The following is a 23928-nucleotide window of genomic DNA, read 5'->3' as shown; positions in this document are numbered from 1 at the left end:
CATGACTATCTTGGTAATCGCTGAACACGACAACAAGGTAGTGGCCCCGGCCACCCTGAACACCGTGGCTGCCGCTGCGAAAATCGGTGGTGATATCCACGTGCTGGTTGCAGGTCAGGGCGCTGGCGCCGTGGCTGAGGCCGCTGCGAAAATCGCTGGTGTGAGCAAGGTGCTGCTGGCCGACAACGCCGCGTACGCTCACCAACTGCCGGAAAACGTTGCCCCTCTGGTTGCAGAGCTGGGCGCTGGCTACAGCCATATCCTGGCTGCTGCTACCTCCAACGGCAAAAACATCCTGCCACGCGTTGCCGCGCAACTGGACGTTGACCAGATCTCCGAGATCATCTCGGTTGAAAGCGCTGACACCTTCAAGCGCCCGATCTACGCCGGTAACGCCATCGCTACCGTACAGTCCAACGCTTCGGTCAAAGTCATCACCGTGCGTGCCACTGGTTTCGACCCGGTTGCCGCCGAAGGTGGTTCGGCTGCCGTTGAAGCCGTCGCGGCTGCCCACGACGCTGGCACTTCCAGCTTTGTAGGCGAAGAGCTGGCCAAGTCGGATCGTCCTGAGCTGACCGCTGCCAAGATCGTCGTCTCGGGCGGGCGTGGCATGCAGAACGGTGACAACTTCAAGCACCTGTACGCCCTGGCCGACAAGCTGGGCGCTGCGGTCGGCGCTTCCCGCGCGGCCGTCGACGCAGGTTTCGTACCCAACGATATGCAGGTCGGCCAGACCGGCAAGATCGTTGCGCCACAGCTGTACATCGCCGTCGGTATCTCCGGCGCGATCCAGCACTTGGCCGGTATGAAAGACTCCAAGGTGATCGTTGCGATCAACAAGGACGAAGAAGCGCCGATCTTCCAGGTGGCTGATTACGGCCTGGTGGCGGACTTGTTCGAAGCTGTACCTGAGCTGGAGAAGCTGGTCTAAACCAGCGGCTTCACTTATAAAGAGCCCGGTCCTTGTGACCGGGCTTTTTTTTGACTTGGAGACACACGCCATGGAATTGCGCCCTTGGGCGGTACTGCTGGGCCTCACATTGCTGCCGACGCTGTCGCTGGCCGCCGGCAAATGCGATCGCCTGGTGATCACCGGCAGCCCGGATGCGCCGCCGTTGCTCTGGCGCGACCCGCAAGACCCCACGCACCTGATCGGCGCCACCGCCGATGTTTTGCAACAAGTGGGCAAGGACCTCGGCTTGAAAATCGACCTGCTCTACGGTGGCAAGCGCTCCCTGGCCCTGGAGGAAGTGCGCAGCGGGCGCATGGACATCCTCGCCGACGCACCGCTGAACCTGGGTGAGCTGGAAACCCTCGATTACATCCACCCAGCCTTGGTGCAACTCGACTACCTGGTGTGGACGCGCAAGGACTCGGCGCTGGCCTATGCCACTGCCGCCGACCTGCACGAGCACAAAGGCGCGGTGTCGGAACGTGCGCGTTTGAGCGCGGCCTTCGAAACCTTCGCCGGTGAGCAACTGAGCCTGCAACGCCTGCCGTCGCTGACGCCGGCGTTCCAGAAGCTGCTGCTGGGTGAAGTCGACTACGTGCTGGCCGGGCGTTATTCCGGCATGGCCATGGCGCAGACCCTGGGCATGAGCAACGACCTGATGGCCCGCGATATCCCCATCGACCAGCCGGGCCTGTACCTGGCGATTTCCCACAACTCGGCCTGCAATGATCCGTGGCTACGCGGACAGCTGGCCAAAAAGATGACAGAATTGCCCGCGTCCGGTGTGGCGCAAGCTGCGTTGCAGAGCAATCTGGAGCGCTGGAAAGCGCAATTGCAGCAACCCGTCGGCACCCCAACAAAGTAGGGATTTTCAGTGACTCTTCGACCTCTTTTCGCGGCCCTCGCCGTTGTCGCTCTGGCGGGATGTGCAGCCGATCCTGCGCCGAATGAACAAATGCGCCTCACCCAGCAAGCCCTGGAGCAAGCCAGTGCCGTGGGGGCCAACGCGGATGAATCGCCCGAATTGAAACTGGCCGAAGCCAAGTTCGCCCGGGCCAAGTCGAGCATGGCCGACCAATCCTACAAAAACGCCCGTATGCGTTTCGAGCAATCCGAGCTGGACGCACGCCTGGCCGAAGCCAAGGTGCTGACGCGCAAGAGCCAGGAACAACTGAACGTGCTCAACAGCCGTATTACCCGCCTGCGCAAGCAATTGCAGTTGGGGGAAGCCCAATGAGCCCGATGATCCGTAGTTTGAGCTGTGCGGTGCTGTTGGGCACCGCCGTGTTGGGCGGTTGCGCCAGCCATCCCGACAGCGAGCAGGCCTTGCAGCAGGCAGGTAACGACTTCCAGCAAGTCAAGGAAGACGCCAACGTGCTGCGCTTTGCGCCCAAGGACGTGATCCGCGCCGGTGAATCCCTGGCCCGTGCCGACCGTTTGTCCAGCTACTGGGGCAGCGGCGCCGACGTGGTGCATTACGCCTACCTGAGCCAGCGCTACAGTGCGATTGCTCGCGAACACACCGAGCAGGGGCTGAACGAAGAACGCCGCGTCAAGCTCGAACTGGAGCGTCAGCGCCTGCAATTGGCCCTGCGGGAAAACAAGCTGACCAGTGTGCAGCAACAGGGCAAGTGGCTGGAAGAACAGATCGCCAGCCTGGCCACTACCCAGACCGATCGCGGCCTGGTGATGACCCTGGGCGATGTGCTGTTCGATACCGGTGAAGCAGAGCTGAAAAACTCGGCCAACCGCACGGTGCTGAAAATCGTACAGTTCCTGCAACTCAACCCTAAGCGCGTGGTGCGCATCGAGGGTTATGCCGACAACACCGGTGGCGAACGCGAAAACCTCGAACTGTCGCGTGACCGCGCGCAGTCGGTGGCGGATGTGCTGGTCGACCTGGGGATCGACGAAAAACGCATCCAGGTTGAAGGGTATGGCGACCAATACCCGGTGGAGGCCAACGCCTCCGAGCGGGGCCGGGCGCAGAACCGTCGGGTGGAAATTGTGTTCTCGGATGAGAAAGGTCAATTGGGCGCCGCTCGATAAACCTGCCTTCTCCCATCAGCCCGGGTTTATCCCGGGTTTTTGTTGCCTGTAACTCCATGACCCAACCCTTACAGTTTTTGCTGTCACTCCAACGCGCGCTCGACTATTGTGGCAACTGTCCCCGTACACTTCTAAACTGTGCCGGTATGTTTCACACAAAAATAAAATACCCGTGAAATCGAGTGCTGCGTCATGACCAATCTGTTGCTTTACCAACGTATCGCCCAGCAACTGGCTGAGGATATCCGGCGCGGTGTCTATCAACCGGGTGAGCGCGTGCCTTCGGTGCGCAAGATGAGCTCGCAGTTGAACGTGAGCCACGCCACGGTGTTGCAGGCCTACGCCAACCTGGAAGACCAGGGCCTGATCCGGGCGCGGCCGCAGTCCGGCTATTACGTGCACCAGACGCCAGCACTCACCGCGCCGACGCCGGACATCGCCCGGGTCGAACGCCCGGGCTTGGTCACCCGCAGCAGCATCATCCAGCAGGTATTGGGCGAGTCGCGCCGTGAAGGCGTGTTCCCACTGGGCGCCGCCGTGCCGAGCGTGGACTACTTGCCGGTACGCGCGCTGCACCAGCAGTTGGCCAAGGTCACGCGCTTCCAGAGCCCACGGGCATTCAGTTACATGTTCAGCCCCGGTTTTGAACCGCTGCGCCGCCAGGTGGCGATCCGCATGCGCGATGCGGGCGTGGTGGTGGACCCTTCCGAAGTGGTGATCACCCACGGTTGCGTCGATGCGTTGCAGATGTCGCTGCGCGTGCTGACGCGGCCGGGCGACCTGATTGCCGCAGAGTCACCGACCTATTACGGCTTGCTGCAACTGGCCGACCTGTTGGGCCTTAAAGTCATTGAGATCCCCAGCGATCCTTCCACCGGCATGAGCCTGGAAGCCCTGCAACTGGCGGCCAACCAATGGTCGATCAAGGCGTTGGTGTTGACCACGCGCCTGAGTAACCCGCTGGGCGGCACCATGCCCGAAGAGCGGCAGAAACAGTTACTGCGCCTGGCGTCGGACTTCGATATCCAGATTGTCGAGGACGATATCTACGGCGAGCTGATGTTCGAACTGGGCCGCACCAAGGCCCTGAAGGCCTATGACCGCCTGGATCGGGTGATCTATTGCTCCAGTTTTTCCAAGACGCTGTCCCCCGGCGTGCGCATCGGCTGGATGATCGCCGGCAAGTACCAGCAGGAAATCCAGCGCTTGCAGATGTTCAGCACCCACTCCGCGTGCAGCGTCACGCAGATGGGCGTCGCCGCGTACCTGGAGAACGGCGGCTACGACCGCCACCTGCGTTACATCCGTCAGGAGTACCGCAAGAACCTCAGCGCCTTCCAACTGGCCGTGCAGCAATATTTTCCGGAAGGCACACAGATGACGCGTCCGACCGGCGGCTTCATCCTGTGGGTCAGTTTGCCCGGACGGGTCAATACCCAGGAACTGCACGTGCGCGCACTGCAACAGGGCATCAGCATCGCGCCGGGGCTGATTTTCAGTAATACCGAACAGTTCAACCACTGTATTCGCCTCAACTGCGGTACGCCGTGGAACCGCGAGGCAGAGCGTGCGCTCATGACTTTGGGGATGCTGGCGAGTCAGTTGTGCCAGGAGACGGCAGCCGGACTGTGACGCTCAGAACGGGGACAAATCCTATAGCACGCTAATCACCGCGCTTGTCATGCCGCGCACAACAAGCGAGCATATGGCCCTCTGCCGTTAATGCTGTAGGCAATATGACTTCGATTGTTCGCGCGGTTTTGGTGATTGGCTTGTTAAGCCTGTGCAACGTCGGCACAGCGCTGGCGGCAGCCCCTGTGAGCGAAACGAAGCCCGCCGCCAGTACCGAGCAGAAGACTCCCGCGAAAAAACCCGCCCCCGTTAAACAAGCGCCAACGGTGAAAAAAACCACCGCCGCCGCCAAGAAACGTGCGGCCAGTAAGTCCAAGGCGTCCCGCGAAGTGACGCAGACGCAATTGCCACCGGCACAGTTGGACCTGTCGCTGCCGTCGGACATGGTCAGGCACTTGCAGCCTATCGGCACCATGCCCAAACCCAAAAGCGTGCCCCTGTTGCCGCCGATGTTCGGCGAGAAGCCCACCGACAACAGCGCCTTCCAGATCAATGGCCGCTTGCTCAGCAATGAAATGAAGCTGCAATTGCGCAACGAAGAACGGCGCGAAGTGGAAGGCGCGGCGTTGGAATTCGAATTCAAGCAGTAAACTTTTCCCACAAAGGTGACGTCGACCGCCGACCATGTGTCGGAGACTGGTCAGTCACTTTTGTTTTCTGCGAAAAACCCCTGTTAGACCATTTTAAAACGGCTGTTTTAGGGCGTACTCTAGCCCGGCCATCCACATTGAGTCGTCGAGGACCTGCTGGTCATGAATTGCCGTGAAGGCTGTGGCGCATGCTGCATCGCCCCCTCCATCAGTTCGCCATTACCCGGAATGCCGCAGGGCAAACCGGCGGGCGTTCGCTGTGTGCACCTGTCGGTCGAACTGCTATGCCAGATTTTCGGCCAACCGGAGCGACCGGCGGTGTGCAGTGATTTCAAGGCGGATCTCGAGGTCTGCGGCACCGACCAGGCTGATGCGATCCGCTTGATCGGCTGGTGGGAGCAGATGACGGCGGCTTGATGGGCTTTACTATCGGAACTTTTTTTCGGAACTTCGACAATAAGGAATACAACAATGGGTTCGCTGAAACGAATGGCTGTGGTGTGCGGGTTTACGGTGTTGTTTGCTGCCACTGCCCAGGCTGAGGATTGGCAAGTCGCCAAGGACGAAGACGGTATCAAGGTGTCCCTGAGCGAAATTGCCGGCTCCAAATACAAGGCGTATCGCGGTGTGACCGTGATCAAGGCGCCAGTAGCCAAAATCGTCGCACTCCAGGAAGACGTCGCCGGTGCCTGTGCCTGGATCCACGAGTGCAAGGCCCAGAAGCTGGTTGACAAAAAAGGCGACGAGAGCTGGACCTACACCCAATTCAAAGCCCCGTTCCCTGTGACGGATCGTGATTCCTACCTGCACATCACCACCACCAAGGCGGCCGACGGCACGTTGACCCGTAAGCTGGAAGGCGTGCCGACCTACAAGCCGGAAGAAAAAGGCTACGTACGTGTCGCCCAGGTCGACGGCTTCTGGAAACTGGTGCCTAAGGGCGACAACCAGACCGAAGTCACCTACCAGGTTCACACCGAGCCAGGCGGGAGCGTGCCCTCGTGGCTTGCCAACAAGTTCGTGGTGGACGCGCCGTTCAACACCTTGAAAGCCTTGAAAGAACACGCTGAGAAGTAAACGCAGCTGATCAGGTGTCTCCTACCTTGGGTGGAACGTTTGCCGAGCCCCCAAGGTCCAGATAGAGGTAAGCCCACACACGGGTTTTATCGAGGAGGCACCGATGCAAAAGTGGCAGATTACCTTCGTTGATGATCACGGCGTGAAGTCCGTCGAGCAGTTCTCCTGCGAGCAGAAGCCCAGCCTCGAAGATGCGGCACACATGATCCGCAACAAGCTGGTGCCCGTTGCCGCCGAGTTGGACCTCAATGACCTTGAGGGCCGCAAGCCCGAGCCTACGGTCAAGATCCTCAAAGACCAGAACAGTATCCAGATCCTCGACATCTCTCCCGCCGCCTGAACATTACCTGTCCACCCTTCAAGCACCTCTGGTGGAGGTGATAGCTTCGCGCTACTCTGCAAGTGAGATCAGCGAATGAATCGCTAGTTCTGGTCTTGTCAGCTACATGCTTGTTTTCCAGCGGTGATGTTGTTGCCGTAGTTCCCACGCCAGTAAGGCGTGGGCTTCGGGAAGCACGGAAAGTCTATCCATCAATTCGAGGAGCACTTTTCATGAGCACAGCCTATCAAGAAGACATCAGCACCCACGTTCTGCGCCGCATGAAAGAAGGCGGTTTCGACTTCTCGCGTTTCCACCCCATCGAGTTCTACGCCATTTTCCCGGATGAGGAACGTGCGCGCCGGGCTGCGGGTGAGTTTCGTGGGGAATCCCTGAATGCCCAGGTCAGTGCGCGCGACGATGGCGCCTGGTACCTGGAGCTGAGCAAGATCATGTCCGCTACCTACGACGGCATTGGAGACTTCGAGCAAGACTTTGGGGCGGTGGTCGAGCCGCTGGGCGGGATCATCGAGGGATGGGGCGTGAAGCAGGAGGTGCGTGGGTTACCCATGTAGCAGCTTGAAGTATGAGAAACACAGCGTATCGGCTGACCTTTGGGTCGGCCGATTTTGTTTGTGCCGTGGGAAAATATTCGGAACTTGCGCGCTATTTTTGCGCACCAAAAAAAAGGCCACCCAAGAGGGTGGCTTAAAGGGAAGAGCGGTTCGCTGAAACTGTAGGACGAGTCCTGTTCAGCAGATGGGGCCGATTATCCGCAGGCTTGGCCGGGCAGTGAAATCAACTCTGACTATGCTGTTGATAGTCAAAGCGCGCATTGCGATGAAGCGTCGGGCCATGCACCGGGCATTCTGCGCACCAGGACGGTGCGACTGGATTCTGGTTTTAATTCAACTCACTGATTTTTAAGTGTTTATGCCGCTGGCACGGGCCTTGCGATGGTTCTAGCGCCCGGGTGACAAGGAGTTCGGCATGATCCGCACTTATTACGATGAAATGTACGATGGGGCAGGCCAGGTCCGGCCTCATTACCGCGAGTTCGCCCGTTGGTTGGCCGAAACCCCTGCTGAATTGCTGGCCCAGCGCCGGCGCGAAGCCGATTTGCTGTTTCACCGTGCCGGGATCACCTTCACGCTTTACGGGGACGAGCAGGGTACGGAGCGGTTGATTCCCTTTGATACCATCCCGCGCAGTATCCCTGCCAGCGAATGGCGGACTGTCGAGCGCGGCTGTATCCAGCGGGTCAAGGCGCTGAACATGTTTCTCGCCGACCTGTATCACGAACAGCGCATCATCAAGGCCGGAATCATCCCCGCTGAACAGGTGCTGGCCAACGAGCAATACCAGTTGGCGATGCAGGGGCTGGACCTGCACCGCGACCTCTATTCCCACATCTCCGGCGTCGACCTCGTACGCGACGGTGACGGCACGTACTACGTGCTGGAAGACAACCTGCGTACGCCGAGCGGCGTCAGCTACATGCTCGAAGACCGCAAGATGATGATGCGCCTGTTCCCCGAGCTGTTCGCCGCCCAGCGAATCGCGCCCATCGATCACTACCCCAACTTGCTGCTCGACACCTTGAAAAGCTCCAGCCCCTTGGATAACCCCAGCGTGGTTGTACTGACGCCTGGTCGCTTCAACAGTGCGTTCTTCGAGCACGCGTTCCTGGCCCGTGAAATGGGCGTGGAACTGGTGGAGGGCGCCGACCTGTTCGTGCGTGATGACCGCGTCTTCATGCGCACCACCGATGGGCCCAAGGCGGTGGACGTAATCTACCGTCGCCTGGATGACGCGTTCCTCGACCCGTTGGCCTTCAACCCCGAATCCATGCTCGGCGTGCCGGGCCTGCTCGCGGCTTATCGCTCTGGCAATGTGGTATTGGCCAATGCCATCGGCACCGGCGTCGCGGATGACAAGTCGGTGTACCCCTTCGTCACCGAGATGATCCGTTTTTACCTGGACGAAGAGCCGATCCTGAAGAATGTTCCGACCTTCCAGTGCCGTAAGCCCGATGAATTGTCCCACGTGCTGGCCAACCTGCCGGACCTGGTGGTGAAAGAAACCCAAGGCTCCGGCGGCTACGGCATGCTGGTGGGCCCAGCGTCCACTGCGGCAGAAATCGAGGCCTTCCGTGCCCGTATCAAGGCCAAGCCCCACGCCTATATCGCCCAGCCTACCTTGTGTTTATCCACCTGCCCGACCTTTGTCGAAAACGGCATTGCGCCGCGTCATATCGATCTGCGTCCGTTCGTGTTATCCGGCAAGGAAACCCGTGTGGTCCCCGGCGGCTTGACCCGCGTGGCGTTGCGTGAGGGCTCGTTGGTGGTCAATTCGTCCCAGGGTGGCGGCACCAAAGACACCTGGGTGGTGGAGGACTGATGCCATGTTGAGTCGAACTGCTTCGGATCTGTACTGGATGTCGCGCTACCTGGAACGTGCGGAAAACCTCGCACGCATGCTCGATGTCAGTTATTCGCTGTCGCTGATGCCCCAGGACGGGCGCGGCGATGGCCTGCACGAACTGGCCATGCCGCTGTTGATCACCGGCACCCTGGAGGATTACCTCGAACGCCACGGCGAACTGCATGCAGAACGCCTGTTGCACTTCTTTGCACTGGATGCCGCCAACCCGGCCAGCATCTACAGTTGTCTCGGCGCTGCGCGGGCCAGCGCCCATGCGGTGCGTGGGCGAATTACCGCGGACATGTGGGAAAACATCAACGCCACCTGGCTGGATATTCGCGACATCGCCCAGCAGGGCTTGAGCCGCTATGGCATGAGCCGGTTCTGCGAGTGGGTCAAAGAGCGTTCCCATCTGTTTCGTGGCGCCACCTACGGCACCATCATGCGTAACGATGCATTCCGCTTCATTCGCCTGGGCACGTTTATCGAGCGTGCCGACAACACACTGCGCTTGCTGGACGCCCGCTATGAGATGGCCGGCGATCGCGCCGAAGCGGTCACCGATGGCACCGCCCACGCCTACTATCAGTGGAGCGCCTTGTTGCGTGCGTTGTCGTCGTTTGAGGCCTACACCGAGATTTACCGCGATGCCCCTGGCGCTCGGCAAGTGGCGGAGTTGCTGCTGTTGCGCGCCGATGTGCCGCGCTCACTGCGTGCCTGCAGCGAAGAGATCGACCAGATTCTCGCCAGCCTGCCGGGCCTCAACGGTCGACCGGCCCAGCGCCTGGCCGCCGAGATGGACGCGCGCCTGCGCTTCACCGCCATCGATGAAATCCTCGAGGAAGGCCTGCACGCCTGGCTGACCGACTTTATCCCCTTGGTCCGCCAGTTGGGCGACGCCATCTACAGTTCTTACCTGGAGGCGGCATGAGACTCTCCATCAGCCACGAAACCACCTACCACTACGAAGACCAGGTCCGTGCCAGCATCCAGTACCTGCGCCTGACGCCCCACGACAGCGAACGCCAGCACGTACTCAGTTGGCAACTCGACCTGCCGCGTCCGGTTCGCGCCCAGGTGGACCCGTTCGGCAACATCCTGCATGTGCTGACCCTGGATGAACCCCACGACGCCATCATCATCGGCGCCCGTGGCCAGGTGGACATCGACGAGTTACGCGAGGCCGAACACGAGAGCCAATCCGCGTTCCCGTTCCTGCGTTGCACCCGCCTGACGGAACCCGACGAAGCCCTGCGCGGGTTTGCCGACCAGCAATGCCATCAACGTCGTGACCGTACCGCGTTGATCGACCTGATGCACGCGCTCAACCAGGCGATGGTCTACACGCCCGGCGCCACCGAAGTCGACACCTGCGCCGCCCAGGCCTTCGCCGGCCGTGCGGGCGTGTGCCAGGACCACACCCACGCGTTCCTGGCATGCGCGCGCAGCCTGGGGATTCCAGCGCGGTATGTGTCGGGGTATTTGTACTCGGAGGACAGCACGCACCTGGCCAGCCATGCTTGGGCTGAAGCCTGGCTGGATGACGCCTGGTACAGCTTTGACGTGACCAACCAGCTTGCACGGCCGGAACGGCATTTGAAGCTGGCGGTGGGGTTGGATTACCTGGATGCCTGCCCGGTGCGTGGGATGCGGCGTGGCGGGGGGCATGAGCAGATGCATGCCAAGGTGTTCGTGGCGCCGACGCCGGTGATCTCCGTCCAGCAGCAATGACCTTGTGGCGAGCCCGCTCGCCACAAGGGTTCCTCATCCGATGTTTAAGGTTGCTGTTTACGCCCGGCCATATGCTTCAAATACCCCACCAACAAATCCAGCTCGCCGTCCGGCAATACACTGGCAGCAAACGCCGGCATCTTCGCCTGCGGCCAATGCCGCAAGCTTTGCGGGTCACGGACATAGCGCTTGAGGAAATCACCACCGAAATACTCGGTGGGGTTATACGGAATGTTCAAGTCCGGCCCTACCTGCGCATCGCCGGCGCCATTGAGGCGATGGCAAGCCAGGCAGTTTTTCTGGAACAGCACAAAGCCTTGGTTGATCGGGTCATTGGCTGCCAGCTTTGGGTCCGGCAACAGTGCGGGAAAGCGCTCGGCAACCGTCTTCAACTGTTTGATTCCGGAGATCTGGAACGGCCACTGCTCAGGGCTGATGTGCCCGGCTTGCGGGTCGGTCCACACCAGGTAGAACGGCCCCGCACTCGGTTTGCCGTCCGCCAATGCGGGCCATGGCTGGGCAGGATCTTCCACCGCCAGCCAGGCGCGTGATCCGTGGGTTTCCAGCAGCGGCGCAGCAGTGAGTTCGGCAGCGAAACCATCCAGGGCAACGGCCTGCAAGTGGCTTTCAGGTTTCAGCCCCGGTAGGAGCGCGGCCAAGGGCACTGCGCGATAACTCATGGTGCGCTTGTAGGAAACGTCATCGACAATCTGCACCGTTTGCGCCTGCGGGTGCTTGAGCAGATCAGCGGTCTGCCACGTCTTGTGGGTGTGGTCGAGTTCGATGGTCAATTGTGCTGCCGAAGCGGGAAGCGCGATCAGCAAGGCGAAGAGGGCGAAGATCGATTTCAAGAGGCAGGCCCGGTGTGAAGTGGCGATGATGCTCACGATACCGGAAATCGGCGCGCAAAAAGGCAGCCCCTGCAGGACCGCTATGCGCAATGTCCCGGCAGGTGCTGCCAAAAGCTGCAAACCCGGTGCTGCGAAGGCACGGAATGTGGGCGTTGAGGGGTCACCCAATGACCTTGGTCAAGTTGGGCAAGATCAGAATCAGTGTGGTGGCGAACAGAATGAGTCCCGCCTGACGTACTTTCGAATGTTTGAACATGGCTGACTGCCTTTTGTTGTTATTCCTGAGCGTCAAATGCGTGCCGGTTTTATTTCAGTATGGCGAGATGACGTGTCGCTTTTCTTACAGCCGCTCCAGCAAAACCCGGCAGTGGCTTCCTACTGATTCAACCTTAGAGCCCTCGTTCTTCGTGGCTTAGACTCATTTCATATCAGCTCATGAATATTTCAGCTTAAAAAGGCATGAGGCATATCGCCATCTTGGCGCCAATGCCTTGGCTAGACAGCTAAAACGATTAACCCGGCTATTAGCTTAGGAGACTACCGTTCGTCCGAGCGAGGGGGTCAAAAGCAATGAGCGCATCCGTCATTGAAACCGTGTCAATCGGGCCTAAGGTAGAGGCACACATGCACAGCGGTTCGAGGACGTCATGACCCAAGCTTTGATCTTTGATGCGATACGCACGCCCCGTGGCAAAGGCAAGGCGGATGGTGCCCTGCACAGCGTCAAGCCGGTGAACCTGGTGGCCGGCCTGCTCACGGCGCTGGCCCGGCGCAGCGACCTCGACACCCACCAAGTGGACGACATCGTGCTCGGCTGCGTAACGCCGATAGGCGACCAGGGCGCCGATATCGCCAAGACCGCTGCTTTGGTGGCGGACTGGGACATCAGCGTCGCCGGTGTGCAGATCAACCGCTTCTGCGCGTCGGGCCTGGAAGCCGTCAATTTGGGGGCGATGAAGGTGCGTTCCGGCTTTGAAGACCTGGTGGTGGTCGGTGGTGTCGAGTCGATGTCCCGCGTGCCCATGGGCAGTGACGGTGGCGCGTGGGTGCTCGATCCGCAGACCAATATGCACAGCCACTTCACTCCCCAGGGCATCGGCGCGGACCTGATCGCCACTCTGGAAGGGTTCACCCGTGAAGACGTCGACACTTTCGCCCTACATTCCCAACAGAAAGCGGCCAGGGCGCGGGCAGACGGTTCCTTCAATAAATCGCTGATCGCGGTGCAGGACCAGAACGGCATAGTGCTGCTGGACCATGACGAATTCATTCGCGGCGACTCGACCTTGGAAGGCTTGGGCAAGCTCAAGCCCAGCTTCGAAATGATGGGGCAGATGGGTTTTGACGCCACCGCGCTGCGGGTCTACAGCCATGTGGAGCGCATTCACCATGTGCACACACCGGGCAACAGCTCCGGCATCGTCGATGGTGCCGCGTTGATGTTGATCGGCTCTGAGGCCAAGGGCCGCGAGCTGGGCCTGCAACCCCGTGCGCGTATCGTCGCCACGGCGGTCACCAGCACCGACCCGACCATCATGCTCACTGGCCCCGCGCCTGCCACGCGCAAGGCCCTGGCCAAGGCCGGGTTGCGCGTCGAAGACATCGACCTGTTCGAAGTCAACGAAGCCTTCGCCTCCGTGGTGCTCAAGTTCATCAAGGACATGGGCATCGACGCGGCGCGGGTCAACGTGAATGGCGGCTCCATCGCCATGGGCCATCCGCTGGGCGCCACCGGTTGCGCCATCCTCGGCACCTTGCTCGACGAACTGGAAGTGCGCCAGCAGCGCTACGGCCTGGCCACCCTGTGTGTCGGCGGTGGCATGGGCATCGCCACCATTATCGAACGCCTCTGAGCCCAAGGAATCAGTCATGACCCAAGCCATTCGTTACGAAAAAGGCCAGGACGGCATCGTAGTGCTGACCCTCGACATGCCCGGCCAGAGCGCCAACACCATGAACGGCGTGTACCGCGAGGCCATGGCGGCCACGGTGCAGCGCCTGGAGGCGGAAAAGGATGACCTTGCCGGCGTGGTGATCACCTCGGCCAAGAAGACATTTTTTGCCGGCGGCGACCTCAATGAGTTGATCAAGGTCGACAAAGCCCGCGCCAAGGATTTCTACGACGGCGTGCTGGTGCTGAAAGCGCAACTGCGCCGCCTGGAAACCCTCGGCAAACCCGTGGTCGCCGCGATCAATGGTGCGGCACTGGGGGGCGGCTGGGAGATTTGTCTGGCATGCCATTATCGCGTGGCGCTGGACGAGAAATCGGTGCAGCTGGGCCTGCCGGAAGTCACCTTGGGCCTGCTGCCGGGCGGTGGCGGGGTGGTGCGTATGGTACGCATGCTCGGGCTGGAAAAGGCTTTGCCGTATCTGCTGGAAGGCAAGAAAGTACGGCCGCAACAGGCGTTGCAAGCCGGGCTGGTGAATGAGCTGGCGGCGGATCGCGATGAGCTGCTCGTCAAGTCCCGCGCCTGGATCCTGGCCAATCCGGACGCCAAGCAACCGTGGGATAACAAGGGCTACCAGATCCCCGGCGGTACACCGTCGAGTCCAAAAGTTGCGCAGATGTTGGCGATTGCACCGTCGATTTTGCGCAGTAAGACCCAGGGCTGTTTCCCCGCGCCGGAGAAAATCCTCTGCGCCGCCGTCGAAGGCGCCCAAGTGGATTTCGACACCGCGCACCTGATCGAAACTCGCTACTTCACCGAGCTGGTGACGGGGCAGGTGGCGAAGAACATGATCGGTACCTTCTGGTTCCAGCTCAATGAGATCAATGCAGGCCGTTCGCGGCCGCAAGGTTTCGCACCCTATGTCACGCGCAAGGTCGGCGTGCTCGGTGCAGGCATGATGGGCGCAGGCATCGCTTACGTCAGCGCCAGCGCCGGTATCGACGTGGTACTCAAGGACATCAACCTGGCGGCCGCCGAGAAGGGCAAGGCGCATTCGGCGGCGCTGCTGGACAAGAAAGTCAGCCGTGGGCAATTGACCGCCGAACAGCGGGAAATCACCTTGGCGCGGATTCTTCCTACGACCAGCGATGATGACCTTGCCGGGTGCGACCTGATCATCGAAGCGGTGTTCGAAGACCGCGAACTCAAGGCCAAGGTCTCCACCGCCGCGCAAAACGTGGTCGGCGCCGACGCTGTGATTGCCTCCAACACTTCCACCTTACCCATCAGCGGCCTGGCCACGGCGGTGCCGGATCAAGCCAAGTTCATCGGCCTGGACTTCTTCAGCCCGGTGGACAAGATGCCCCTGGTGGAAATCATCAAGGGCGCGCGTACCAGCGACGAAACCCTGGCCCGTGGTTTCGACTTCGTCCTGCAAATCAAGAAAACCCCGATTGTGGTCAACGACAGCCGTGGTTTCTTCACTTCGCGGGTGTTTGGCACCTTTACCAACGAAGGCATCGCCATGTTGGGTGAGGGCGTGGCCGCGCCGATGATCGAGACCGAGGCGCGCAAAGCCGGCATGCCGGTGGGGCCGCTGGCGGTGTCGGATGAAGTGTCCCTCAGCCTGATGAGCCATATCCGGCAGCAGACGGCCAAGGATCAGCAGGCGGAAGGCAAGGCTGTGCCGACACATCCGGCGACAGCGGTCATCGACCTGTTGGTCAACGAATACAAACGCGTGGGCAAGGCGGCGGGGGGCGGTTTTTATGAATATCCCAATGGCGGGCAGAAATACCTGTGGCCAGAGCTGAAAAGCCGCTTTGAACGGCCCGATCAACGTATCTCGCCACAGGATGTGCGCGACCGCCTGCTGTTCATCCAGGCCATCGAGACCGTGCGTTGTGTGGAGGAGGGTGTGTTGATGTCCACGGCGGACGCGAACGTGGGGTCGATCTTCGGCATTGGTTTTGCGGCCTGGAGCGGCGGCGCGTTGCAGTTCATCAACCAATATGGGCTGAACGACTTCATTGCCCGCGCTCGCTACCTGGCCGAACAATATGGCGAACGCTTCACGCCACCGGCGTTACTGCTCGAAAAAGCGGCGCAAGGTGACACGTTCAGGTGATTAAAGGGGGCTTGCCTTGAAGGGGTATTTCAAGGCAGGCTCTGGGGTGTGCAATATTCCCATCACCGTGTCAGGTATTTTTTATGTCGCTACGCGTCTGTATCCTGGAAACCGATATCCTGCGTCCAGGCTTGATCGATCAATACCAAGGGTACGGGCAGATGTTCAAGCGCCTGTTCGCCAAGCAGCCGATTCCCGCCGAGTTTGTCGTGTACAACGTGGTGAACGGCGAGTACCCGCCGGACGATGAAGTGTTCGACGCCTACCTGGTGACCGGCAGCAAGGCCGACTCCTTTGGCACCGACCCGTGGATCCAGACCCTCAAGACCTACCTGCTTGAACGTTACGAGCGCGGCGACAAGCTGCTCGGCATCTGCTTCGGTCACCAACTGTTGGCACTGTTGCTCGGCGGCAAGACCGAACGCGCCGGCCAGGGCTGGGGCATGGGTATCCACGACTACAAGCTCGATGCCAAGACGCCGTGGATGAGCCCGGAAGTGGAAGAACTGACGCTACTGATCAGCCACCAGGATCAGGTGACCACACTGCCGGAGAATGCCACGGTCATCGCCTCCAGCGCGTTTTGCCCGTTCGCCGCGTACCACATCGGCGAGCAGGTCCTGTGCTTCCAGGGGCACCCGGAATTTGTCAGCGACTATTCCCGCGAGTTGCTGGAGATTCTTCAGACGACGTTGGGCGAAAAGGTCTACACAAACGGCGTGGCCAGCCTTGAGCGCGACCACCACGGCGCCACCGTGGCGGAATGGATGATGCGTTTCGTCGCGCACAAGCCCGAGGCCCAGGCTTAAAGCCAGCCCGAACGCTTGAAACTGGCCCACAGGCTGGTGCAACCCACCGCGATAAACCCGAGCACCGCAAAATAGCCGTAGTGCCATTGCAGCTCGGGCATGTTCTGGAAGTTCATCCCGTAAATCCCCGCCACTGCGGTGGGGAACGCGAGGATCGCCGCCCATGCGGCGAACTTGCGCTGCACCACGCTCTGGCGCGACGCCTCCAGCAGCACACCGATCTCTATGGTCTGGCTGGCGATATCGCGCAGGGTGGTCAGGTCTTCCATCTGCCGCGTCACGTGGATCTGCACATCACGGAAGTACGGGCGCATGTTCTTATCGATAAACGGAAAGCTGAGCTTCTGTAGCTCCTGGCTGATCTCCACCATCGGCGCCACGTAACGCTTGAGCCGCAACACGTCGCGACGCAGGCCGTGAATCTTCTGGATATCCCGCTCGCTCAACGAACTGCACAGCACATTGCGCTCCAGCTCATCGATCTCGGCATGGATTGCTTCGCTCACCGGCTGGTAATTCTCGGTGACGAAATCCAGCAGCGCATAGAGTACGAAATCTTCCCCATGCTCCAGCAACAGTGGCCGCGCCTCACAACGCTGGCGCACAAAGCCGTAGGACGCTGAGTGACCGTTGCGTGCAGTAATGATGTAGCCGTTGCCGGCGAAGATATGCGTCTCGATAAATTCCAGCTTGCCGTTCTCGCGCACCGGTGAATAGGTGACGATAAACAGCGCATCGCCGAAGGTTTCCAGCTTGGGGCGGCTGTGTTTTTCCAGGGCGTCTTCGATGGCCAATTCATGCAGGTTGAACTGGCGTTGCAGGTTGGCCAGTTCCTGGGCGTCGGGCTCTTCCAGGCCGATCCACACAAAGTGGTCGGGTTTGGCGGCCCAGGCCGCGCCCTCATCGAGGGTGATATCCGTGACTTTCTTACCGGCGCTATAAACGGCGGCCGCAACAACTCTACCCATGGTGCTGATCGCTTCTTATTGGGAGGACAGGTGTTGGGCAGCTTAGCCTGAATGGCGTTCCGTCGTAGCGGCAAGCTTTTTTGTGGTGAGCGAGCGTGCTCGCGCTGAGGTGCGAAGCGCCCCCCGACAAACTTCAGACAGCCCGCAACTCGCGGTCCATCTGCGCGATGCATTCATCCATCTGTGCATGACACGCCTGCATCAACGCCGGTATGTCATCCGCAGTCATCCCAGTGGTAGGAATCGGCGGCAACGACCGTATGAGCACATCCCCGCTGTTCCAGCGATTGAGCTGCATGTGAGTGACGTAATTGCTCACACACACCTGCACAATCGGCACACCGGCCGCAATCGCCATATGGAACGCGCCTTTCTTGAACGGCAGCAAACCCTTGCCCAGGTTGCGCGTGCCCTCCGGGAACACCCAGATCGACGTGTCTTCATGCTGCAACGTGTGAGTCGTGGTGAGCATCGCGCGGCGTGCCTTGTGCGCATTGCCTCGGTCGATCAGCACGTTGCCCGCCAGCCAGAACAACTGGCCGAACAGCGGCACCCATTTCAGGCTTTTCTTGGCGATGCACACCGTGCGGTAGGGCACCACGTTGCCGAACACAAACAGGTCATAGTTGGACTGGTGGTTGGCGATGATCACGCAGGTGCCAGGCTTGTTGCGCAGCGAGTCCACATCCGCCTTCACGTTCAGCCGCAGAATCCACATGGCTGGGAGCGCGTAAAGGCGAGCACACAGGCGACTGTTGTCCGGATTGAACGGCCGACACAGACCGACCAGCACGCCCAGCACACCGGCGAGCATAAAGTGCAGGCCCATCAACAACATACGCAGCAAAAAAAGCATCGACACGGCCTATCCGGACAAAAGGTGGCGCAGTGTACGGATGTGCACTGTATTCGGCAATTACCCCTGTAGAGGTAGGAGATAGCCGATGTTTAAGCGCATGTTTCGATATCTACCGGCACGGGCAGGCTAGAGCGGCTAAAGAGGATTCGGATTTATTTGTAAGAAAAAGCCCGACTCAAGGTCGGGCTCTGGTGTATCAGGCGTAGGGCTTAGCTCAGGATATGTCCCTGGTCCTGGATGATTGCATCGTCCAGGGCTTCCAGCAGCTCTTTACGCACCTTCAACTTGGTGTGCTTGTGGGCATTCATGTTCAGCTTCTTCAACTGACGCGCCGCCTCCAGCGCCGCCGCATGCAATTCCTCCGGTGCTACCACCTTGTCGAGGAAGCCGGCTTGCAACGCGCCCTGCGGGTCAAACATCTCGGCATTGATCACCGAACGATGGAAGGCCGACTTACGCAGACGATCCCGCGCCAGCTCGATCCCAGCGTGGTGCATGGTCATGCCAATCGCCACCTCGTTCAGGCCGATGCTGAACGGGCCTTCCACACCAATCCGATAATCCGCCGACAACAGCAGGAACGCACCCTTGGCCACCGCATGCCCAGGGCACGCCACAATCACCGGGAACGGGTGCGACAACAGACGACGCGCCAAGGTCGAACCGGACGTCACCAGACCGATCGCCTCTTTAGGGCCGGCGGTCATCACCTTCAAATCGTAACCCCCCGACAAAATCCCCGGCGTGCCGGTGATCACCACCACCGCCCGGTCCTTCTCGGCCTGATCCAGCGCTTCATTAAAGGCACTGACCACCGCCGGAGAAATAGCATTCACCTTGCCGTTGCTCAAGGTCAGGGTCGCGATACCGTCTTCGAGGTAGTAGGCAATTAACTCACTCATGACGCGGTTCCTTGTAGGATTTGTTATAGAAGGCTTGTTAATAGCAGTGCATGCGCAGACGTTACCCACCACGCCCGCCCCGGTAAAGCGCCGTGACTGACTGCCCAGTCAGACTTTTCCCGCACACAGGCGTTTGAAGAGCCTAGGGTAGGGCGCAATCGCCGCCCCAGACGCACACCGCCGATGCCTGAGAATGGCACAATCACCACCCCTTGCCGGGCGCGGATCGGCATAACCGGCTAACCGCATGAAAATTCTGAAAAAAACCTTTGCCATCAGAAAGGCTTTCGACTACATTAGCGCGCCTCGACAGACTGAACTGGTTTGACGAGATACGGTGAAGTGTCCGAGTGGCTTAAGGAGCACGCCTGGAAAGTGTGTATACAAGAAATTGTATCGAGAGTTCGAATCTCTCCTTCACCGCCAAATTCGATGTAAACAAAACCCCTGGTTTCGAGAGAAACCAGGGGTTTTGTAGTTTCAGAGGTATGACAGCCTTTAGGCAGCAAGCTCAACGCATCAGGCCTGCACGTACACCCAAGCCCTCAACCCCGAAGCCAACCCCACCTCCACCCGCTTGTAATCCGCCACCTCATACGCATCCGCCGCCGCCAGTTCCTGCTCGGTAATCTGAAACACCGTCCCCTCAACCCTGGCGTCTGCCTGCGTACTCGGCGCCACAATCGGATGATGCGTCTTGCCACTGCTCGCCAGCACGTCCGGGTCAGTGATCTCTACCCAGCTCTGCGAGTAACCCAGCATCGCATCCTGCTGGCCGGTCAGTTCGCGGCCGAAGTTGGCCAGTTGTACGGATTTGTCTTGCAGCGTGCCGTAGGAAAACAACAGCACAGGGTGTTCGGTGGAGCGGTTCATTGCAGTTCCTTAAGCGAGGAGGTCTTCGTAGAAAGCACCGTAGGGTTTGCTCGGGTGGGCGATCTGGATTTCGAGGATCCACAGCCCGGCATTCGGGTAGTGCTCGAAATCCCCCAGGTCGCCGCCGCGGTGGATGGCGTGGGGGAAGTCGCTGACGCGGTGGCCCTTGATGTCGAGGTTGAGGCGCCAGCCCATGGCCTGGGCTTGTGCTTCGGCGTAGCGGTAAAGCTCCAGGCCGACGACCTGGTCGTTTTTCCAGCGGGCTTGCACGCGGTCGAACAGCGCTTTGGCGGCGCTGGCGCAGGCGAGCATGTCTGGGTCGTTGCCGATGGCGAAGGTGGCGCCGGCATCGCCTTCGTGGCCTTGCCAGACGGCGCCCATGTCGATGAAGAAGATGTCGTTTTCGCCCAGCACCGGGTCGCCGTCGGAGCGTTGTTTGAAGGTCTTGAGGGTGTTAGCGCCAAAGCGCACCAGCAGTGGGTTCCAGATGCGCTGCATGTCGAGGTCGGCGAGGACTTGCTTGCCCAGGTCGCGGGCTTCGGATTCGCGCATGCCGGGGCGGACACGTTGGGCGAGTTGTTCGATGGCTTGCCAGGTCATGGCCTGGGCGTAGCGCATGGAGTCGATGTTGTAGGCGGCGCCCACGGCTTCTTTGGGTTGTGCGGACACCGGCTTTTCCTCGGCTTGAAATGGGTTTATCGCTATTCCTTTTACTATACAGCGGTGTAATGGCAAAGGGCTTATGGAAACGCTGGAGAAGCTTTCCAAGCTTTGTTAAGGTCGCCGCATTTCCAATACAGCCATTCAGAGGGATCTAAATGCACCCGGTACTTCGCAAGACATTCGGCGGGCTTTCTGCCCAGTACTACATCCGCAACTTCCTGTTCGGGCTGATTTTTCCCGTGCTGATCTATACCGCGCTGACCCATTCGAAAACCGGTGTGTTCACACTGGGCGCGCTGTTCTATTGCGTGGTCAACAGCCTGCTTTATCCCTACGCGCGCTTCGTTTACGAAAGCATCATGGATTACATTTTTGGCAACAACGTGTTCTTTGTGAATGCCATTCTGATGTTGACCGTCAAGGTGTTCACCATGGCGATCTGCTGGACCATGGCGGTTTTCATTGCGCCTATTGGGCTGGCGTATCTGTACTTCCACCATAGCCGTGCGGCGAATCGAGCCTGATTCGATGTTGCGTAGTGCATAGACTGTGGCGAGGGAGCAAGCTCCCTCGCCATAGGTACGTGGTCAGATATGCAGCCAGGCAAGGCTCCCCAGTATGACTGCGGCGCCGCCTGCGGTGTACGACATCCGCTTCAACCACTCCCGCCGCGTCAGCAAGGTAATCGCCGCCAACGAAATCGCGATCTGGATCGCGGTCATCGCCTGGGCCCAGCGATGATGCTGGTGCAGCGCCTGCTCTGATTTTTCATCCCATTGCTTTGACGTGGCTTCAAGCTTCTCGGCCTGTTTGCGCACGTCCTCCTTCTGGCTCTTGTAGCGCTCGATTTCTTCCTTGTAATGCACCGCGTCCACACCGGGAATGTGGGTGGCCAGTTCCGCGAGGTTTTGCCGGCTGGATTTGGCCTGGTAGTAATTCCACTGGTTGGCGGCTTCGGTCTTGAAGATGGCGGCGTTGTTCTTGTCCATCGCCGCTTCGCTTTCGGTGGAGCCGGCCTGGTAGCTGAGCATGGCGCCGAGGGTGGCCATGAGGGCGGTCATCACGGCGATGCGGCTGGCGAAATTGTCGCCACGGCCGTGGGCGTGTTCGGTGGTGTGTTCGATGTGTTTTTCGTGAGGGCTGGGGACTTCGAAGGCTTCGGACATGGGGGCGTCTGTGAAGGGAATGAGGGAGTCTGATTCTTCACCAGTGAAGCTGTCTCAAGCCTGTAAATAACGCCGGATCAGCCATCCATATACCGCGATGTTGATCACCAGCACCAACGCGCCCAGGCCCAACTGGATCTGTGGGGTCAGCCCTGCGGGGTAAATCAGGGTGAGGATGTAGTGCTCGATAAATCCGCCGCCGTAACCGTCTTGCCCGGCGAGGTGACGAAACAGGTTTTCCCAGCGTGTCAGCGGGCAGGGCAGGTGAAACACTTCCACCGCCACGCCCCATGTGGCGGCGGGCAGGTGCAGCCAGATCGCCGGGCGCCATTTCAGCGCGAGCAGCCCGCCGAACAGGACAAAGAGGATGAAGCATAGATGGAACAGAACGAGGCCGTCGGCGGCTAGACGGTAGAGCATACGTGGGTTGCCTTTGAGAGGTACGGATTTACCCGGATGACCTTATAGCTCCAATTGACTGGCGTTGATGCCAAACGCCCTGGCAATTTTTTCCCGCGTTGCACGGCGAGGTTTATTTACCGACTCTTGTTGGGCAAATGCAGATTGGGAAATGCCTAGGCGTTTGGCAACTTCCTCCTGGGTCAGGTTCAGGTGTTCGCGCCAGGCGCGGATGGGGGTTGCCCCATCCACCAAGCGGCTTACCACCGCATGGGGAATCAGATTTGGATCGTTCTGCTGGGCCAGGTAATGTTCATAGGGAATCACCACAAAGGCTGGTTTGCCCTCCGTATTGTGGATGATCTGTACGGCAGTAGGTTCGTTCGTCACGCTTCTTGACCTCTTCAATGCTGACCACATGGATATCGCGATCCCAATCGAAAAGGACTCGATAATTACCCACGCGCAAGCGATAACCACGGGGGTAATTAACCAATGCCTTGACGTTGGCGGCATCGGGCATGCGCTCAAGCGCTGACACAGCATCGCGTACCTGTTGCTGATGATACGTATGCAGCCGAAGCAGTTGCTTCACGGATTTTCGGGTCCAGTGGATGGAGTTTATTGGAGGTTAATAAGTCTTTTATAAGGTTTGCAAGGGGTATTTTCTGACGCGAGTCAGTGGCAGCTCGCGTTGCCCTCACAAACCGTAGACGGTCTCCGAGAATGCCGATCGGTAAAACTGTTGCCAGGTATTGGGCACTGATTTGAAGGGCCATCAAGCAGCGAATCGAAGCGATACAAAGTCGCGGAGGTTGTCTGTATGGGACTCGTACCGCTATTGTGCTGAATCCTTTTAGTCCTTCCCCCCAAGGATCTGTTGTGATGAATGCACCACGTACTGCTGTCCCAATCAAGGCTGTGATTTTCGATATGGACGGGTTGTTGCTGGACACTGAAGGCATCTACACCGAAGTCACGCAGATCATCGCCGAACGCTATGGCCGCACCTACGATTGGGGCATCAAGCAGCACATCATTGGGCGCGGTGCCCAGGATCTGGCTGAATACGTGGTGAAGGCGTTGGACCTGCCGATCACGCCCGCTGAATTCCTGACGATCCGTGAGCCGCTGATGAGCGAGCGCTTCCCAAAGGCCCTGGGCATGCCCGGCGCTGAAGCCTTGGTGCGGCACTTGAAGGCGCACAATATCCCGATTGCCGTGGGCACCAGTTCGTCGCGCAATTCGTTTGGTCACAAGACCACCTTGCACCGCGAATGGTTTGGCCTGTTCGACACCATCGTCACCGCTGACGACCCGGAAGTCGGCGCCGCCAAACCCGCGCCGGACATCTTCCTCACCGCCGCCCGCCGCCTGGGCGTTGCGCCCGAGGATTGCCTGGTGTTCGAAGACTCACCGTTTGGCGTCACCGCCGCCAAGGCTGCACACATGACCGCCATCGCCGTGCCGGACGAAGCCATGGCCGACAGCAAGTACCACCATGCCGACCAGATCATCCGCAAGCTCGCGGACTTCGATCTGGCAGCCTATGGCCTGCCGCCCCTGCGCTGAACAAACGCGGTCAAAAAAATGTGGGAGCGGGCTTGCCTGCGATGGCGATCTTGAGATCGCTATCGCAGGCAAGCC

The 23928-nt window shown here is 59.7% G+C and carries 27 protein-coding genes, 1 tRNA gene and 1 pseudogene; 19 read left to right on the top strand and 10 right to left on the bottom strand.

Annotated features, from left to right (window positions below):
- Position 1: 1 nt before the first annotated feature.
- The 13 genes from ACP7EW_RS06365 to ACP7EW_RS06305 all read left to right on the top strand — a co-directional run bounded on the left by ACP7EW_RS06365 (position 2) and on the right by ACP7EW_RS06305 (position 10774).
- The gene (locus ACP7EW_RS06365; protein ID WP_016980004.1) at positions 2-931 is read left to right on the top strand and encodes an electron transfer flavoprotein subunit alpha/FixB family protein; all 930 of its coding nucleotides are present in this window, start codon (positions 2-4) and stop codon (positions 929-931) included.
- Positions 932-1001: 70 nt separating this feature from the next.
- Entirely contained in the window at positions 1002-1817 is an 816-nt protein-coding gene (locus ACP7EW_RS06360) for a substrate-binding periplasmic protein (protein WP_426215984.1), read from the top strand.
- Between the two features lie 9 nt (positions 1818-1826).
- Positions 1827-2189 carry a DUF4398 domain-containing protein gene (locus ACP7EW_RS06355; RefSeq protein ID WP_033901244.1) on the top strand — a complete coding sequence of 121 codons (363 nt, stop codon included), beginning with the start codon at positions 1827-1829 and terminating at the stop codon, positions 2187-2189.
- On the top strand, positions 2186-3001 hold the full coding sequence (locus tag ACP7EW_RS06350) for an OmpA family protein (protein ID WP_426215981.1): 816 nt from the start codon (positions 2186-2188) through the stop codon (positions 2999-3001). The genes ACP7EW_RS06355 and ACP7EW_RS06350 overlap by 4 nt, the downstream gene beginning before the upstream one ends.
- Positions 3002-3193: 192 nt before the next feature.
- The gene (locus ACP7EW_RS06345; protein WP_015885400.1) at positions 3194-4633 is read left to right on the top strand and encodes a PLP-dependent aminotransferase family protein; all 1440 of its coding nucleotides are present in this window, start codon (positions 3194-3196) and stop codon (positions 4631-4633) included.
- Positions 4634-4737: 104 nt separating this feature from the next.
- The gene (locus tag ACP7EW_RS06340) at positions 4738-5223 is read left to right on the top strand and encodes a hypothetical protein (protein ID WP_033901242.1); all 486 of its coding nucleotides are present in this window, start codon (positions 4738-4740) and stop codon (positions 5221-5223) included.
- A 162-nt stretch (positions 5224-5385) separates the two neighbouring features.
- Positions 5386-5640 (top strand): YkgJ family cysteine cluster protein, encoded by a 255-nt coding sequence (locus ACP7EW_RS06335; RefSeq protein WP_016979374.1) that lies wholly within the window; start codon positions 5386-5388, stop codon positions 5638-5640.
- Positions 5641-5694: 54 nt separating this feature from the next.
- Positions 5695-6300, top strand: coding sequence for an START domain-containing protein (locus ACP7EW_RS06330; RefSeq protein WP_426215979.1), 606 nt, complete (start codon positions 5695-5697; stop codon positions 6298-6300).
- 103 nt (positions 6301-6403) lie between these two features.
- Positions 6404-6640 carry a hypothetical protein gene (locus ACP7EW_RS06325; protein WP_426215977.1) on the top strand — a complete coding sequence of 79 codons (237 nt, stop codon included), beginning with the start codon at positions 6404-6406 and terminating at the stop codon, positions 6638-6640.
- 212 nt (positions 6641-6852) lie between these two features.
- Positions 6853-7194, top strand: a complete 342-nt coding sequence (locus tag ACP7EW_RS06320) for a ribonuclease E inhibitor RraB (protein ID WP_426215975.1) — start codon at positions 6853-6855, stop codon at positions 7192-7194.
- A gap of 415 nt (positions 7195-7609) precedes the next feature.
- The gene (locus ACP7EW_RS06315) at positions 7610-9019 is read left to right on the top strand and encodes a circularly permuted type 2 ATP-grasp protein (RefSeq protein ID WP_426215973.1); all 1410 of its coding nucleotides are present in this window, start codon (positions 7610-7612) and stop codon (positions 9017-9019) included.
- A gap of 4 nt (positions 9020-9023) precedes the next feature.
- Positions 9024-9974, top strand: coding sequence for an alpha-E domain-containing protein (locus tag ACP7EW_RS06310; RefSeq protein WP_033901239.1), 951 nt, complete (start codon positions 9024-9026; stop codon positions 9972-9974).
- Positions 9971-10774, top strand: a complete 804-nt coding sequence (locus tag ACP7EW_RS06305; RefSeq protein ID WP_177112198.1) for a transglutaminase family protein — start codon at positions 9971-9973, stop codon at positions 10772-10774. Before ACP7EW_RS06310 ends, ACP7EW_RS06305 begins: the two co-directional genes overlap by 4 nt.
- A gap of 44 nt (positions 10775-10818) precedes the next feature.
- On the opposite strand, the gene ACP7EW_RS06300 is transcribed toward ACP7EW_RS06305, so the two are convergent.
- Complete coding sequence (locus ACP7EW_RS06300; protein WP_426215970.1) at positions 10819-11625, bottom strand: c-type cytochrome; 807 nt, start codon at positions 11623-11625, stop codon at positions 10819-10821.
- Between the two features lie 647 nt (positions 11626-12272).
- Here ACP7EW_RS06300 and ACP7EW_RS06295 point away from each other — a divergent pair.
- The 3 genes from ACP7EW_RS06295 (at position 12273) to ACP7EW_RS06285 (ending at position 16451) form a co-directional block, all read left to right on the top strand.
- Positions 12273-13478, top strand: coding sequence for an acetyl-CoA C-acetyltransferase (locus ACP7EW_RS06295; RefSeq protein ID WP_038847072.1), 1206 nt, complete (start codon positions 12273-12275; stop codon positions 13476-13478).
- A 16-nt stretch (positions 13479-13494) separates the two neighbouring features.
- Positions 13495-15642: a 3-hydroxyacyl-CoA dehydrogenase NAD-binding domain-containing protein gene (locus tag ACP7EW_RS06290; protein ID WP_426215968.1), complete on the top strand. Its 2148-nt coding sequence runs from the start codon at positions 13495-13497 to the stop codon at positions 15640-15642.
- 83 nt (positions 15643-15725) lie between these two features.
- Complete coding sequence (locus tag ACP7EW_RS06285; protein ID WP_426215966.1) at positions 15726-16451, top strand: amidotransferase; 726 nt, start codon at positions 15726-15728, stop codon at positions 16449-16451.
- On the opposite strand, the gene ACP7EW_RS06280 is transcribed toward ACP7EW_RS06285, so the two are convergent.
- The 3 genes from ACP7EW_RS06280 to ACP7EW_RS06270 form a co-directional block, all read right to left on the bottom strand.
- Positions 16448-17419 (bottom strand): magnesium and cobalt transport protein CorA, encoded by a 972-nt coding sequence (locus ACP7EW_RS06280; RefSeq protein WP_016979227.1) that lies wholly within the window; start codon positions 17417-17419, stop codon positions 16448-16450. The two genes, ACP7EW_RS06285 and ACP7EW_RS06280, sit on opposite strands and share 4 nt — an antisense overlap.
- A gap of 133 nt (positions 17420-17552) precedes the next feature.
- Positions 17553-18275: a 1-acylglycerol-3-phosphate O-acyltransferase gene (locus ACP7EW_RS06275; RefSeq protein WP_269134224.1), complete on the bottom strand. Its 723-nt coding sequence runs from the start codon at positions 18273-18275 to the stop codon at positions 17553-17555.
- A 212-nt stretch (positions 18276-18487) separates the two neighbouring features.
- Positions 18488-19180, bottom strand: coding sequence for a crotonase/enoyl-CoA hydratase family protein (locus ACP7EW_RS06270; protein WP_426215962.1), 693 nt, complete (start codon positions 19178-19180; stop codon positions 18488-18490).
- A 336-nt stretch (positions 19181-19516) separates the two neighbouring features.
- On the opposite strand from ACP7EW_RS06270, the gene ACP7EW_RS06265 reads away from it, so the two are divergent.
- Positions 19517-19606: transfer RNA gene (locus tag ACP7EW_RS06265), tRNA-Ser, on the top strand.
- A gap of 93 nt (positions 19607-19699) precedes the next feature.
- Here the strand turns inward: ACP7EW_RS06265 and ACP7EW_RS06260 are convergent.
- Together ACP7EW_RS06260 and ACP7EW_RS06255 are read right to left on the bottom strand one after the other, a co-directional pair.
- Positions 19700-20053 (bottom strand): gamma-glutamylcyclotransferase family protein, encoded by a 354-nt coding sequence (locus ACP7EW_RS06260; RefSeq protein WP_177074074.1) that lies wholly within the window; start codon positions 20051-20053, stop codon positions 19700-19702.
- Positions 20054-20062: 9 nt separating this feature from the next.
- On the bottom strand, positions 20063-20722 hold the full coding sequence (locus tag ACP7EW_RS06255; protein ID WP_426215960.1) for a M24 family metallopeptidase: 660 nt from the start codon (positions 20720-20722) through the stop codon (positions 20063-20065).
- 149 nt (positions 20723-20871) lie between these two features.
- Between ACP7EW_RS06255 and ACP7EW_RS06250 the strand changes: the two genes are divergently transcribed.
- A complete protein-coding gene (locus tag ACP7EW_RS06250) occupies positions 20872-21240 on the top strand; it encodes a hypothetical protein (RefSeq protein ID WP_033901230.1) in 369 nt (122 codons plus the stop codon).
- Between the two features lie 63 nt (positions 21241-21303).
- Here ACP7EW_RS06250 and ACP7EW_RS06245 read toward each other — a convergent pair whose 3' ends face one another.
- The 4 genes and pseudogenes from ACP7EW_RS06245 to ACP7EW_RS06230 all read right to left on the bottom strand — a co-directional run.
- Positions 21304-21882: a DUF4337 domain-containing protein gene (locus ACP7EW_RS06245; protein ID WP_269131688.1), complete on the bottom strand. Its 579-nt coding sequence runs from the start codon at positions 21880-21882 to the stop codon at positions 21304-21306.
- A 54-nt stretch (positions 21883-21936) separates the two neighbouring features.
- Positions 21937-22302: a DUF2784 domain-containing protein gene (locus ACP7EW_RS06240; RefSeq protein WP_426215957.1), complete on the bottom strand. Its 366-nt coding sequence runs from the start codon at positions 22300-22302 to the stop codon at positions 21937-21939.
- Positions 22303-22344: 42 nt separating this feature from the next.
- Entirely contained in the window at positions 22345-22701 is a 357-nt protein-coding gene (locus ACP7EW_RS06235; protein ID WP_426215955.1) for a helix-turn-helix domain-containing protein, read from the bottom strand.
- Positions 22655-22906 (bottom strand): annotated as a pseudogene (locus ACP7EW_RS06230) (type II toxin-antitoxin system RelE family toxin); the annotation flags it as partial. The pseudogene ACP7EW_RS06230 and the gene ACP7EW_RS06235, both read right to left, overlap by 47 nt.
- A gap of 260 nt (positions 22907-23166) precedes the next feature.
- On the opposite strand from ACP7EW_RS06230, the gene ACP7EW_RS06225 reads away from it, so the two are divergent.
- Positions 23167-23853, top strand: a complete 687-nt coding sequence (locus ACP7EW_RS06225; RefSeq protein WP_426215953.1) for an HAD-IA family hydrolase — start codon at positions 23167-23169, stop codon at positions 23851-23853.
- Positions 23854-23928: the final 75 nt, after the last annotated feature.

Source organism: Pseudomonas sp. DWRC2-2 (assembly GCF_049897885.1).
GTDB classification, from domain to species: Bacteria; Pseudomonadota; Gammaproteobacteria; order Pseudomonadales; family Pseudomonadaceae; genus Aquipseudomonas; species Aquipseudomonas azotoformans_A.
The sequence above is the reverse complement of the archived record's forward strand: the minus strand, read 5'-3'. Positions and strand labels throughout refer to the sequence as shown.